Annotated in this window: 12 protein-coding genes; 4 read left to right on the forward strand and 8 right to left on the reverse strand. The window is 56.8% G+C overall.

What is annotated here, in order from left to right; translation table 11 throughout:
- Positions 1-14: 14 nt before the first annotated feature.
- Positions 15-929 (forward strand): 23S rRNA (adenine(1618)-N(6))-methyltransferase RlmF, encoded by a 915-nt coding sequence (gene rlmF / locus ACOI7Z_RS01865; RefSeq protein ID WP_044521825.1) that lies wholly within the window; start codon positions 15-17, stop codon positions 927-929.
- Between the two features lie 2 nt (positions 930-931).
- Here the strand turns inward: rlmF and ybiO are convergent, their stop codons facing one another.
- From ybiO to rhtA, 6 genes are all read right to left on the reverse strand, one after another.
- A complete protein-coding gene (ybiO, locus tag ACOI7Z_RS01870; protein ID WP_087849203.1) occupies positions 932-3,127 on the reverse strand; it encodes a mechanosensitive channel protein in 2,196 nt (731 codons plus the stop codon).
- A gap of 110 nt (positions 3,128-3,237) precedes the next feature.
- A complete protein-coding gene (glnQ, locus tag ACOI7Z_RS01875; RefSeq protein WP_004212183.1) occupies positions 3,238-3,960 on the reverse strand; it encodes a glutamine ABC transporter ATP-binding protein GlnQ in 723 nt (240 codons plus the stop codon).
- Complete coding sequence (glnP, locus tag ACOI7Z_RS01880; RefSeq protein WP_002895837.1) at positions 3,957-4,616, reverse strand: glutamine ABC transporter permease GlnP; 660 nt, start codon at positions 4,614-4,616, stop codon at positions 3,957-3,959. The genes glnQ and glnP overlap by 4 nt, the downstream gene beginning before the upstream one ends.
- Positions 4,617-4,741: 125 nt before the next feature.
- Positions 4,742-5,488 (reverse strand): glutamine ABC transporter substrate-binding protein GlnH, encoded by a 747-nt coding sequence (gene glnH / locus ACOI7Z_RS01885; RefSeq protein ID WP_004886198.1) that lies wholly within the window; start codon positions 5,486-5,488, stop codon positions 4,742-4,744.
- A gap of 416 nt (positions 5,489-5,904) precedes the next feature.
- A complete protein-coding gene (dps, locus tag ACOI7Z_RS01890; protein ID WP_004886200.1) occupies positions 5,905-6,408 on the reverse strand; it encodes a DNA starvation/stationary phase protection protein Dps in 504 nt (167 codons plus the stop codon).
- A 237-nt stretch (positions 6,409-6,645) separates the two neighbouring features.
- Entirely contained in the window at positions 6,646-7,533 is an 888-nt protein-coding gene (gene rhtA, locus ACOI7Z_RS01895) for a threonine/homoserine exporter RhtA (protein WP_023288946.1), read from the reverse strand.
- A 351-nt stretch (positions 7,534-7,884) separates the two neighbouring features.
- Between rhtA and ompX the strand changes: the two genes are divergently transcribed.
- Complete coding sequence (gene ompX / locus ACOI7Z_RS01900) at positions 7,885-8,397, forward strand: outer membrane protein OmpX (protein ID WP_004886207.1); 513 nt, start codon at positions 7,885-7,887, stop codon at positions 8,395-8,397.
- A gap of 96 nt (positions 8,398-8,493) precedes the next feature.
- On the opposite strand, the gene ACOI7Z_RS01905 is transcribed toward ompX, so the two are convergent.
- The gene (locus tag ACOI7Z_RS01905) at positions 8,494-10,074 is read right to left on the reverse strand and encodes a phosphoethanolamine transferase (RefSeq protein WP_023288947.1); all 1,581 of its coding nucleotides are present in this window, start codon (positions 10,072-10,074) and stop codon (positions 8,494-8,496) included.
- Positions 10,075-10,342: 268 nt separating this feature from the next.
- Positions 10,343-10,468 (reverse strand): manganase accumulation protein MntS, encoded by a 126-nt coding sequence (gene mntS, locus ACOI7Z_RS01910; protein ID WP_023288948.1) that lies wholly within the window; start codon positions 10,466-10,468, stop codon positions 10,343-10,345.
- 185 nt (positions 10,469-10,653) lie between these two features.
- On the opposite strand from mntS, the gene mntR reads away from it, so the two are divergent.
- Both mntR and ACOI7Z_RS01920 read left to right on the forward strand, forming a co-directional pair.
- Entirely contained in the window at positions 10,654-11,127 is a 474-nt protein-coding gene (gene mntR / locus ACOI7Z_RS01915; protein ID WP_004886216.1) for a manganese-binding transcriptional regulator MntR, read from the forward strand.
- Positions 11,124-12,236 carry an anion transporter gene (locus ACOI7Z_RS01920; RefSeq protein WP_032455222.1) on the forward strand — a complete coding sequence of 371 codons (1,113 nt, stop codon included), beginning with the start codon at positions 11,124-11,126 and terminating at the stop codon, positions 12,234-12,236. Before mntR ends, ACOI7Z_RS01920 begins: the two co-directional genes overlap by 4 nt.
- Positions 12,237-12,400 lie beyond the last annotated feature (164 nt).

Raw genomic sequence — 12,400 nt, forward strand, 5'->3', positions numbered from 1 at the left:
CAAAGGAGATTGTCATGAAAGCCCAGAAACCGGGGTTACATCCGCGTAACCGCCACCATCAACGCTACGACCTGCCCGCGCTCTGCCAGGCGCATCCTGACCTGCAGGGATACATTACGCTCAATCCGCTGGGTGAGCAGACCATTGATTTTGCCAATCCGCAGGCGGTAAAGGCGTTGAATAAAGCGCTGCTGGCGCATTTCTACGCGGTCAAACACTGGGACATTCCTGATGGTTTTCTCTGTCCGCCGGTGCCCGGGCGGGCCGATTATATTCATCATCTGGCGGATCTGCTGGCCGGGGATAGCGGCGAAGTGCCGAAGCAAGCCACGATCCTTGATATTGGCACCGGCGCCAACCTCATTTATCCCCTGATCGGCGTTCACGAGTACGGCTGGCGCTTTACCGGCAGCGAAATCAGTCCGGAAGCCTTCGCCAGCGCGCAGGCGATTGTCAATGGCAACCCGGGGTTGACCCGGCAGATCCGTCTGCGTCGGCAAAAAGAGAGCCAGGCTATCTTCCACGGCGTGATCCACAAAAACGAGACCTATGACGCCACGCTGTGTAATCCGCCGTTCCATGACTCCGCAGAGAGCGCCCGGGCGGGCGGTGAGCGCAAGCGCCGCAATCTCGGACTCGGCGCCGACAGCGGGCTTAACTTTGGCGGTCAGCAGCAGGAGCTGTGGTGCGAAGGAGGCGAAGTGGCCTTTATCTCGCAGATGATCCGCGAAAGTCAGGCCTTCGCCCGTCAGGTGAAATGGTTTACCTCGCTGGTGTCGCGCGGCGACAATCTGCCGCCGCTCTACCGCCTGCTGACCGAGGTTGGGGCCGTGAAAGTGGTGAAAAAAGAGATGGCCCAGGGGCAAAAGCAGAGCCGCTTTATCGCCTGGAGCTTTATGGACGACGCCAAACGCCGCCGTCCGTTCTAACGCTACTCCGCGGCCGGGCTGTCGGCGCCCGGCATCGGCAGCTGCTGCCAGGTTTGTACCGGGGCGCGAACCCCGGCGCGGTCGAAGTGCTTTTTCACCTGGGTGTCGAGGGCAAAACGCACCGTCCACTGCTTCAGCGGCAGGGTGGTGAAGTTGACGCGCAGCGTAAAGGCGGTATTGCTCAGCCCCACCAGCCCGGCGAACGACGGTTCGCCAATGATCAGGCCGCGGATCTCCTCCTGGGCCAGCAGATCGTCCACCGCCGCCTTCAGCGCCTGACTGGCTTTATCCAGATCCTCATGGCGGTCGACGTCATAGTTGGCCACCACCGAGCCAATGCCGCGCACGAAGTTGGCAAAGGTGGTGATCGAGGACCAGGGGATAATGTGATAAGCGCCGGTATCCTGGCGCACCCCCACTGAGCGAATCGACATCCGTTCCACCGTGCCGGTCAAGGGACCGATGGTGACCAGGTCGCCGGTATTCATCCCGTTCTCAAACTGGATAAAAATGCCGGTGATAATGTCTTTAACCAGGGTTTGCGCGCCAAACGAGATGGCCAGCCCCAACGCCCCGGCGCCGGCCAGCAGCGGCGCGATATTGACCCCAATCTCCGAGAGCAAAATCATCACCGTGATGGTGCTGATCACCACCGCCAGCGCGTTGCGAAACAGCGTCAGCAGCGTCCGGGCCCGTGCGCTGGGCAGCGGGCGGCCATGGATATCCGAGGCCAGCCGGTTTTCGATCAGGCTGGCCAGCACCGTCCAGCCGATAGCGGAGAAGAAGAGGATAAGGGCGATACGGATCAGCACATCCACCGTTTTTTGCCCGGCATCGTTGTGCAGCCATTCGCGGAAGTCAAACAGCCCCCAGGCGCTCAGGAGCAGCATGATGGCGACGCAGACGGTGAGAATACGCGCTGCCTTCAGCGACGCGGAGATCCAGCCGTTCAACCGCTTTTGCAGCTCAGGATAGTTGCGCTGAGTGGCAGGGGAGAGGGTGATGGTTTTGGCTATCCAGCGCGACAGGATGCCGGACACCAGCGCCGCGCCGCCGATAATCGCCAGGCTGCGCAGGGTGGCGCCCATCATAAATTTCAGGCTGTTGCCCGGGTCGAACAGGGAAAAGAAAAAGAGCACTACAAAGTAGGCGCAGGCCAGCCAGTGCCAGATCAGAGCGAAGGCGCGGATAAACAGGCTAAAGAAGGAGAGCGAGCGGTCAGCCAGATGGATCAGCCCCTGCGTAATCACCGCTTTATTATGGAAAATCAGATACAGCGCCCACAGCGTAATGCACAACATGATGACGACGTTAGCCAGCGCGCCGACCTGAACATTCACCTGGTTGGAGATAATCGGCACCGCGACGATCAGGCCGTAGCCGATCAGGCTGCTGAGGGCGCTCAGGCGCAGGCTCCAGTAGGAGGCGGCCGCGTCGCTGAGGTTAAAGGGCCTGAGCGCCGGGATGCGCGGGCAGAAAATGAGCCGCAGGATGGCTTTAAAGAATTCGATCAGCGCGAAGGCGTTGAGGAAAAGACTCTGCTGGAAGGCGATAGTAGGGTTGTCGCCATTCAGGCGATCGCTCAACAGCTGACCGACAAACAGGGTCAGCGCCAGCAGCAGCAGATCGATGATAAACGCCCCGGCGATGGTCAACGGCAGCTGGAGCCAGTTTCCGCGATCGCGGTTTTTATGCCGTCCCCATTCGCCCATTTTACGATACAGCGGCAGCGCCGCGAGGCGTACCAGCCACCAGAAGGCAAACACCAGCCCGGCCAGCAGTAAAAAATGCCAGGCGGCGTTGGTAAAGGTTTGCGGATTAAAGGGCTTATGCGGCGAGCCGGTAATATTGCGCCACAGCTGGGAGAAGCGCGATGAGAGCGCATCGCCATATTCCCGGCTGATCTGCGTGACGTTCTCCAGCACCGTGGTCTCTTCTTTCACCGCCGGCGGCGTTAGCGTCGGGGTGCTGTCGGGCGGCGGCGTGGCGGCCGCTTTACGCAGCTGGTCAATGAGCTCCTGGCGGGCGGAGTCGTTGGCCAGCACGTCGGCCAGCGCGGCATAGGCCGCTCTTTTCTGTTCTACATCGGGTTCGCTGGCGCTGGTTTTATCGGCATTAGCGGTCGGCACGCCGGGCAGGGCGGCGGCGGAAAGCGGGGGAGTAAACAGCGCAGCGAGCAAAAGCAGGATCCACGGCATGGGCACCTCCGTTGCAACGTAAACGGGTAAGTATAGAAGCCGATGGCGGAAGGGGAGGGAAGAGGAATCTGGAAAGCGGCTCTCTCCGCGACGGAGAGAGCCGTTGTGGGTCAGGCGACGTGCTGCAGGAATTCCCGCAGACGCGGGCTTGGCGGGTTGTTCACCAGCTCCTGTGGGTTGCCGTCTTCGGCAATTCGTCCCTTGTCGATAAAGATCAGTCGCGAGGCCACTTTTTCGGCAAAGCCGATTTCGTGGGTCACAATCACCATCGTCATGCCCTCTTCCGCCAGATCCTGCATCACCTTGAGCACTTCATGACGCAGTTCCGGGTCGAGCGCGGAGGTGGGCTCATCAAACAGCATCATCTTCGGCTTCACCGCCAGCGCGCGGGCGATGGCCACACGCTGCTGCTGGCCGCCGGAGAGTTCAGACGGATAGTGATGCGCGCGCTCTGCCAGACCGACTTTCGCCAGCAGATCTTTCGCCAGCTTTTCCGCCGCCTGCTTGCTGGCGCCGCGTACCCGCAGCGGGCCAAACATCACGTTTTCCAGCGCCGTGAGGTGCGGGAACAGGTAAAACTGCTGGAACACCATCCCGGCTTCCTGACGAATCAGACGTTCGTCCACCTTCGGATCGTTGACCTTCAGGCCATCGACAATCAGATCGCCGCTGGTGATCTCTTCCAGTTTATTGATGCAGCGCAGCATCGTCGATTTACCGGAGCCGGACGGGCCGATAATGACCACCACTTCACCCTGATTGATTTTCAGAGAGATATCGTGCAGTACCTGGGTCGGGCCAAAGTGCTTGGAGACGTTTTTAAATTCAATCACAGGATTTTCATCCTTCTTTCAAGACGACGCAGAATAAAGCTCAGGACCAGGGTGATGATCAGGTAGATCACGGCAACGGCGCTCCAGATTTCCAGTGCGCGGAAGTTGCCGGCGATGATCTCCTGTCCCTGACGGGTCAGTTCGGCGACGCCGATGACGATGAACAGCGAAGTGTCCTTGATGCTGATGATCCACTGGTTGCCCAGCGGCGGCAGCATGCGGCGCAGCGCCAGCGGCAGGATCACGTGGCGAATGGTTTCGCGACGCGACAGGCCCAGCGCCAGGCCCGCTTCGCGGAAGCCTTTATGAATGGAGAGCACCGCGCCGCGGGTAATTTCCGCGATATAGGCGCCCGAGTTAATCATGATGGTCACTACCGCCGCGGAGAAGGGGTCAATGCGCAGATCGCTAAAGGCCATCGGCAGCGCAAAGTAGATGAACATAACCTGCACCACAATCGGGGTGCCGCGAATGATTTCAATAAACACCAGCGCGATGTGGTTGGCGATCCAGCCGCCGAAGCAGCGGGCGAAACCGGCCACCAGACCGATGATCAGGCCGCCGGCCAGGCCGAGGACGGAAATCCACAGCGTCATTTTGGCGCCTTCCAACAAAATCGGAATGGCAGGCCAGATGGCACTCCAGTCAAACTGCATAATACGTTCCTGTTACCGTGTCGAGAGCAGAGGAAAGCCTCCGCCAAAATACTGTCTCCCGCAACGTCTGTGCCGGAAGACCGTTGTGAAGTCGCCGGGACTGCGCCCGGCGATGTACGTTTTTATTATTTTGGTTCAGTGCCGAACCATTTTTTATAAATTTCGTTGTAGGTGCCGTTCTCGCGCAGCGTTTTCAGCGCACCGTTCACTTTCTCACGCAGCTCGTCGCTGCCTTTCGGGAAGGCGATACCGTAGTTTTGCGCTTCCAGTGATTCACCTACCGCTTTGAATTTGCCGTTGCCCGCGGTTTTGATGAAGTAGAGGATGTTCGGCGTATCGTGCAGGACGGCATCCGCGCGGCCGGTACCCAGCTCCATGTAGGCGTTATCGATATTCGGGAACTGACGCAGATCTTTGGTTTTGATATTGGCTTTCGCGTAGTCAACGGAGCCGGTGCCGCTCTTCACCGCGACCACTTTGCCGTTCAGATCTTTCACATCTTTGATGTCGTTATTATTGGCGTTGACCATCACCAGCAGGCCGCTCTTGTAGTAGCCGTCAGAGAAGTCGATGGCTTTTTTACGCTCGTCGGTAATGGTGATCCCCGCCAGCGCCAGATCGATATTTTTGGTTTGCAGCGCCGGGATAATGCCGCTGAAGTCCATTGGCTTCAGGGTGTAGTCGAGCTTCAGCTCTTTGGCGATGGCCGCCCACAGGTCAACGTCAAAACCCACATACTTATCGCCTTGCTTAAATTCGAACGGGACGAACGCCGTATCGGTGGCGACAACCAGGGTCTTATTGGCGGCATGGGAAGAAACCGCAAAAGCCAGGGTCAGTGCAGCCAGTGAAACTTTAAATACAGACTTCATAGCATTTCCTTTTATATCCACGGGACGATCCCCTGCGAGAACGACTAGCCTAATGAAAAAATCGTGCCACTTTTACAAGCTGTTGTTTTTCAACAAACGAAGCGGTAGCCGTTGCACAATATCGATCGTTTCAGGCAAAGAGTGCACCATAACGGGGCGTTATTTTGGTGCATCCTGAGGTCGCTGAATTACGAGCCCATTTTTAGCGCAAACCCTGATGGGAAAACAATCTCGCCGTAACGATTGTGTGAGGTGATTATTACAATTGTTTTACTTTTGTGCGCATTTTCATCAATTTGACGCCCTGAAATGGTGCAAGGCCAGCGGGTGAGGGAAAAAGGAGGAGGGAAAAACAACAAGGGCTGGGTGGGGAAAGCAAAGGCGCCGTCGACCGCGCTGCGGCCGACGGCAAAGCCTTACTCGATATTCGCTTCAATAAACCACAGGAATTTATCCAGGTCGCGGGAAGCGGCGGTGAAGATATCTGCGGTATCTTCGTCTTTAGCTTCGCCGATCGCTTTGCGCACATCGTTAGCCACTACTGCGTAGCGGTCAGCCAGCGCTTTCAGGTGATCCTGAACATGATGGATATCCAGTGGGTAGCTCTGCAGCGGGGTTTTGCTGTTGATCACCTGAGTGGTGCCCAGGGCGACGCCGCCCAGCTGCACGGCGCGCTCCGCCATGGTATCCAGATGCTCAGTGAGCGCAGTACGGAAACCGTCCAGCATTTCGTGCACGGCGATAAAGTTCGCACCGCGCATATTCCAGTGTGCCTGCTTGGTGATAAGGGACAGGTCAATGAACTGGATCACCTGGCGATTCAACAGCTCAATGGTCGCTTTCTTTTCGCTGTCAGCGACATCGTTGCGGGTATAGACCAGATTAGATGCTTTTGATTTAACCAGTTTAGCGGTACTCATCGTTTCATATCCTCTTGATATTGATGCTCGTCACACTTCAAAACTGAATGATGTGGAGCGTTGTCCCAGGTAACTTCGGGACTAAGTATAGCAAGGGTTTTAAAGTATGAGGCATCGGCAAGCCATATCACTCCGATAGCGCAAAGTGGTTGGCTATTTGAAAAAACAAGTCCAATCAGAAGGTTAGCGAAGGCTGGCAGGCCCGCAACTGGCGCGGGCCGCCGCCGTAACAGAATGTTAATTGATATCGACTTGCTTGATTTTGCTCTGCCGCTGCATGGTCAGCGTGGCGCCCATTGAGGCGATGATAATGGCGCCCAGCGCCAGGGTCTGGGAGAGGTTCAGGGTTTCGCCAAGGAAGATCATACCGGACAGGGCGGCTAGCGCCGGCTCGAGGCTCATCAGCGTACCGAAGGTGCGCGTCGGCAGGCGCGTCAGGGCCATCATCTCCAGAGAGTAGGGGAGTGCGGTGGAGAGAATGGCAATCCCCAGCCCCAGGGGCAGCAGCGACCATTGCCACAGCGTATCGGTGGCTTGCGCCATACCTAACGGGACAAAGACCAGCGAGGCGATAAGCGACCCCATCGCCACCGTGGCTGGACCATGCTCCTCGCCCGCGCGCTGGCCGGTCAGAATATAGACCGCCCAACAGGCCCCGGCGCCGAGAGCGAACAGCGCGCCGGTTAAATCCACCTGCGCCACGTTCTGCCCCAGCGGCAGGAGATACCACAGCCCGAGGATCGCCAGCGCCACCCAGACAAAATCCAGGGGGCGGCGCGAGCCGAAAAGCGCCACCGCCAGCGGGCCGGTAAACTCGAGGGCCACCGCCACGCCGAGCGGAATACGCTGCAGGGATAAATAAAACAGATAGTTCATCGCCCCGAGCGCCAGGCCGTACAGCAGCAGCGGCACGCGCTGCGCCGGAGAGAAACGTAGCCGCCAGGGCTTGAACACCACCACCAGGATCAGCGTCCCGAGCGCCAGGCGCAGGGCGGTAACCCCCGGGGCGCCGACCACCGGGAACAGCGATTTGGCGAGCGATGCGCCGCTCTGAATCGAGGTCATAGCGATTAAAATCACCACTATCGGCAACCATGCCGCCGCTTTTCGGGATGGACCGGGCATCCTTTCTCCTGTCAATTTTTGTCAAAAGGGGTAAAAGTTCCAGTGTACTGGAATTAGCTGCTGGCGGTTGAGCTAATGTTGAAAAAAACAGGGGCAAAAACAGTACAATGGCGAAAGTTGCTGAGAAATTCACCAGGTGATTAGGATTAATCTGGATGCTTGCGAATTTCTTAATGAGCGTTAAACTGTAAGTTAACGCCAAAAACTCTTGTTTTCCATATTGTTATAGAAATATGGAAACTTTTGGTTACATGAAAAAGTATGTTAGACAATGTAAACTCCAAAGAGTTTCCCAAAAGTTTTTGATATATTTAAGGCTTAGGACTTATTAGAAACACATTTGAGGTGGTTATGAATAAAATTGCACGTCTTTCAGCACTGGCCGTTGTTCTGGCTGCATCCGTAGGTACCACTGCATTTGCTGCAACTTCTACCGTAACCGGCGGTTACGCGCAGAGCGACATGCAGGGTAAAGCGAACAAAGCTGGCGGTTTCAACCTGAAATACCGTTACGAGCAAGATAACAACCCGCTGGGCGTTATCGGTTCCTTCACCTACACCGAAAAGGATAATAACAGCAACGGTACTTACAACAAAGGTCAGTACTACGGCATCACCGCTGGTCCGGCTTACCGTCTGAACGACTGGGCAAGCATCTACGGCGTAGTGGGTGTTGGTTACGGTAAATTCCAGAACAACAACTTCCCTAATAAATCCGATATGAGCGACTACGGTTTCTCCTACGGTGCTGGTCTGCAGTTCAACCCGATCGAAAACGTTGCCCTGGACTTCTCCTACGAGCAGTCTCGTATTCGTAACGTTGACGTCGGCACCTGGATCGCTGGCGTGGGTTACCGCTTCTAATCACTCCGGTGATATAAAAAATCCGCCTCCTGGGGCGGATTTTTTTTGCCTGCTGACCGCCAGCCCGGCCGGTTGGCCGGCGCTGACCGCGTCGTTTTAGTTGATGGTGAACTCATCGCTGCCGAGGTGTGAATAGTCCACCTTCTGCAGCTGGAAGTTGGTGATATACACCGGGCCGGCCTTCTGCTCAGAGATAAACCGATAGCGCGGGGCGATTTCCGCCGCCTTGATGCCGGTCCATTGCGAGAAGAAGCTGAGGAAATCATTCGCCGAGCGCTGCGCCTTAATGACTTTATGCGCTTTGTCATCGCTGGAGAGCACCATAAACGGCACCTGGAAGTTCTGCTGGAACTTATCGTCGTGCGCCAGATACTGCACCTCTTTGCCTCGCTCCTTGAACGCCAGACCATGATCGGAAAAGTAGGTCAGGGAAAAGGTGTCGCCGGAATTTTGCAACTGGCTGTAGAGCTTAGCCAGCAGGGTATCGGTTTGCGTCATGCTGTAGAGATAGCAGGAGGTCTCTTTCGACTGGACGAAAACCGTATATTTGCCTTTGGTCCGGTCGCAGGCCTGCGGGTGCGAGCCCATCAGATGCAGAACAATCAGCTGCGGCTGGGTGCGCTGGGTGGAGAGCACCTGCTCGGTCAGCTTCAGTAACTGCTCGTCCTGGGTGTTTTTATTGGCTTCGAAATCGCCGTTTTTCAGGAACTGCACTTCATCCGCCCGTTTGGCGATACTGGCGATAGCGGTGTCGTACTCGCCGATCTGCCCCTGGTTGGAGAACCACCAGGTCTGGAAACCGGCGCGGTTGGCGAGGGTGACAAAGTTATCCTGAAACTGCGGTTTGCCATCGACCACCCGGTTAAGGGTCAGGCCGAGGGATTTTTGCGTCGAGCCGCTGGCGGCGACGTAGTTGTTAAACAGATACCCGTTCACCGAGCTGGCAAACGGCGTGTTGTCCCAGTGGCCACCGAAGGCGCCGAGGGCGTCGCGGCGGGCGCTTTCACCGATCACCACCACATAGAGATGGTACTTCGGCTTCACCGCCAGCACGTGCCAGCTATCTTTCATGCCGGCCAGCTGCGCCATCCGCGCCTGCTCGTCCAGCACCTCGTTATTATTCACCACCACGTCTTTGACAAAACGGAAGGCCGGGTATCCAGTATCGATCACCTTGAATACACCGCCCCAGGCGAGATTTTGCACCGGCTGAAGAAAGAAGATCCCGATGCTGAACAGCAGGCCCAGGGTCTCCATTTTTCCCCAGCGGGTCTGCTCGACGATCCTGCGGCGGACCGCGATGATCCCCAGCGCGAAGATAAATACCGCCAGCAGATAGTTGTACCACGGGAAAATGGTGAGGATTTCCGTGGACTCTTCCACGTTGGTGGCGTGCAGCGCCAGCAAGGTATTGAAGTTGGGCGCGCCGTAAGCCTGGCCAAACGGGTAGTAGAGGGCCGCCAACAGAGAATAAGCGCCGACCACTCCTTTCTGCACGCGCGGAAAGGCACGCCACAGAAGATGTAATACGCAGGTAAATGCCACGGTATAGAGCAGGCTAAATTCATAGCCCAGCGCCAGGTTAATCAACAGCGATTGTAAAAAGTAGAATCCTGTCCATGGGTTCAGTGCCAGTCGGCGGGCGACCAGCGTATCTTTCAGAGTGGTGACATTCATAGTAAACAATCAAAAAGAGGCCATGCGCATCCCCTGGCTTCAAGGGGTAAAACCTGCTGGACAGTGCGTGAAGAGGGTCTCTGCGAGCCGCGAATGTGGCAGGGCTGTGCAAAGATAGGGCTTGTAAATGGTAAGGTCAACCAGACATAACAGATTGTTTTGCGAGGACGCTTACAAAACTTGAAAAAAGGTGGGGGAAACGGGATAAACCGGTCAGTTTAGCGGCAGATGATGACGGAAAAATGAAGCGGCGTACCGCGACGCCGCCTTAGCGATGGGGTTTGTCCTGCTGCGGTTTACCGTTGATCATCTCGCACAGCATACCGAGCAGCATTAAGCGTACTTTAAAGGGTGAATGGCTGAACACGTTTAAGCACCTCTTGAATTCGTTCATCTGCTCTCCTCCTGCCTGTTCGCTCCATCATTCCCTGATGGATGTTTGCATTATATACAGATATAGCACAGGCTATATTTTATAGCTATGGCTAAAACGTTAAATTTTTGTGCTCTTGGCGCAATCCATTACAATGTGGATCTTTTTATATGATGCTTGACGCGTCACACGAATGAGGAAGCACAATGAACCGTCGCGCAGGTAAGCCAATAACAAAAAAAGTGACGCAGTTAGTAAATGTTGAAGAGCACGTTGAAGGGTTCCGCCAGGTGCGGGAAGCGCATCGGCGCGAGCTGATTGACGACTATGTTGAACTGATTTCCGACCTCATCCGCGAGGTGGGCGAGGCGCGTCAGGTGGATATGGCCGCCCGGCTGGGGGTCTCGCAGCCCACCGTCGCCAAGATGCTCAAACGGCTGGCCAGCGTCGGCCTTATCGAACAGATCCCGTGGCGCGGCATATTCTTAACCGCGGAGGGTGAGAAGCTGGCCCAGGAGAGCCGCGAGCGCCATCAAATCGTGGAGAACTTCCTGCTGGCGATCGGCGTCAGTCCGGAGATCGCCCGTCGTGATGCCGAAGGGATGGAGCATCACGTGAGCGAAGAGACGCTGGCGATGTTCCTGAAATTTACCCAAACACAGGGATCTCAGGAAGCATGACTCTTCCCTTCGTCCAGTCGCTGCTGCGCGATCGTTTTCTCCATCTGCTGCTGATTATCGCCTGCGTGCTCAGCGTGATGGTGCCGTTTGTCCCGGCAAGCTGGCCGGCGGCCATTGACTGGCATACCATCATTACCCTCAGCGGCCTGATGCTGTTGACCAAGGGGATTGAACTGAGCGGCTATTTTGACGTGCTGGGGCGTAAAATGGCCCGCCGCTTTGTCACCGAGCGTCAGCTGGCTATGTTTATGGTGCTGGCGGCGGCGCTGCTGTCCACCTTCCTCACCAACGACGTCGCGCTGTTTATTGTGGTGCCCCTGACCCTGACCCTGAAGAAGTGGTGCGCCATCCCGGTAAACCGGCTGATTATTTTCGAAGCGCTGGCGGTGAACGCCGGGTCGCTGCTGACGCCGATCGGCAACCCGCAGAACATCTTGCTGTGGGGACGCTCCGGTCTCTCTTTCCCTGGGTTTATCGGCCAGATGCTGCCCCTGGCGGCGGCAATGATGCTGACCCTGCTGGCGCTGTGCTGGTTCTGTTTCCCGGCAAAGCGGCTTACCTACCAGAGCAGCGATATGGCACCATCGTGGCAGCCTAAGCTCGTCTGGAGCTGTCTGGGGCTCTATCTGGTGTTCCTGACGGCGCTGGAGATGGATCAGGCGCTGTGGGGACTGGCGCTGGTGCTGCTGGGCTTTCTGGCGCTGGCCCGGGCGGTGATCGTCCATGTTGACTGGTCGCTGCTGCTGGTGTTTATGGTGATGTTTATCGACGTCCATCTGCTGACCCAGCTTCCGGCGCTGCACCAGGTGCTGAGCGGGGTCGGGACGCTCTCCGGCGGTGGGCTGTGGCTGACCGCCATCGGCCTGTCGCAGGTGATCAGCAATGTGCCCTCGACCATTCTCCTGCTCAACTATGTCCCACCGTCGATCCTGCTCGCCTGGGCGGTTAACGTGGGGGGCTTTGGTCTGCTGCCGGGCTCGCTGGCCAATATCATCGCCCTGCGCATGGCTGGCGATCGGCGGATCTGGTGGCGTTTCCATCTCTACTCCATTCCCATGCTGCTGTGGGCGGCTCTCACCGGCTATTGGCTCTTCAAACTCTGCGCCTGATTTCCGCAGCAGTCTGCCGCCCTCCACGTCGTTCGACAGGATCGCCCTCCGGGGCGATCTTTTTTTTGCCCGGCTCACAGAAAACGATCCCTGGCTTTGCGCATCCGTTCGCTTTTCGATATATGACTAGTCATGAAATTTAAATGACTAGTCATATATCGAGG

It is taken from the genome of Klebsiella sp. C283, assembly GCF_048822555.1.
GTDB lineage: Bacteria > Pseudomonadota > Gammaproteobacteria > Enterobacterales > Enterobacteriaceae > Klebsiella > Klebsiella quasipneumoniae.

What these genes read in the sequence shown, in the direction of transcription:
- rlmF (WP_044521825.1), top strand. Translation starts at nt 15, where the DNA reads ATGAAAGCCCAGAAACCGGGGTTACATCCGCGTAACCGCCACCATCAA.
- ybiO (WP_087849203.1), bottom strand. Translation starts at nt 3,127, where the DNA reads ATGCCGTGGATCCTGCTTTTGCTCGCTGCGCTGTTTACTCCCCCGCTT.
- glnP (WP_002895837.1), bottom strand. Translation starts at nt 4,616, where the DNA reads ATGCAGTTTGACTGGAGTGCCATCTGGCCTGCCATTCCGATTTTGTTG.
- glnH (WP_004886198.1), bottom strand. Translation starts at nt 5,488, where the DNA reads ATGAAGTCTGTATTTAAAGTTTCACTGGCTGCACTGACCCTGGCTTTT.
- dps (WP_004886200.1), bottom strand. Translation starts at nt 6,408, where the DNA reads ATGAGTACCGCTAAACTGGTTAAATCAAAAGCATCTAATCTGGTCTAT.
- rhtA (WP_023288946.1), bottom strand. Translation starts at nt 7,533, where the DNA reads ATGCCCGGTCCATCCCGAAAAGCGGCGGCATGGTTGCCGATAGTGGTG.
- ompX (WP_004886207.1), top strand. Translation starts at nt 7,885, where the DNA reads ATGAATAAAATTGCACGTCTTTCAGCACTGGCCGTTGTTCTGGCTGCA.
- ACOI7Z_RS01905 (WP_023288947.1), bottom strand. Translation starts at nt 10,074, where the DNA reads ATGAATGTCACCACTCTGAAAGATACGCTGGTCGCCCGCCGACTGGCA.
- mntS (WP_023288948.1), bottom strand. Translation starts at nt 10,468, where the DNA reads ATGAACGAATTCAAGAGGTGCTTAAACGTGTTCAGCCATTCACCCTTT.
- mntR (WP_004886216.1), top strand. Translation starts at nt 10,654, where the DNA reads ATGAACCGTCGCGCAGGTAAGCCAATAACAAAAAAAGTGACGCAGTTA.
- ACOI7Z_RS01920 (WP_032455222.1), top strand. Translation starts at nt 11,124, where the DNA reads ATGACTCTTCCCTTCGTCCAGTCGCTGCTGCGCGATCGTTTTCTCCAT.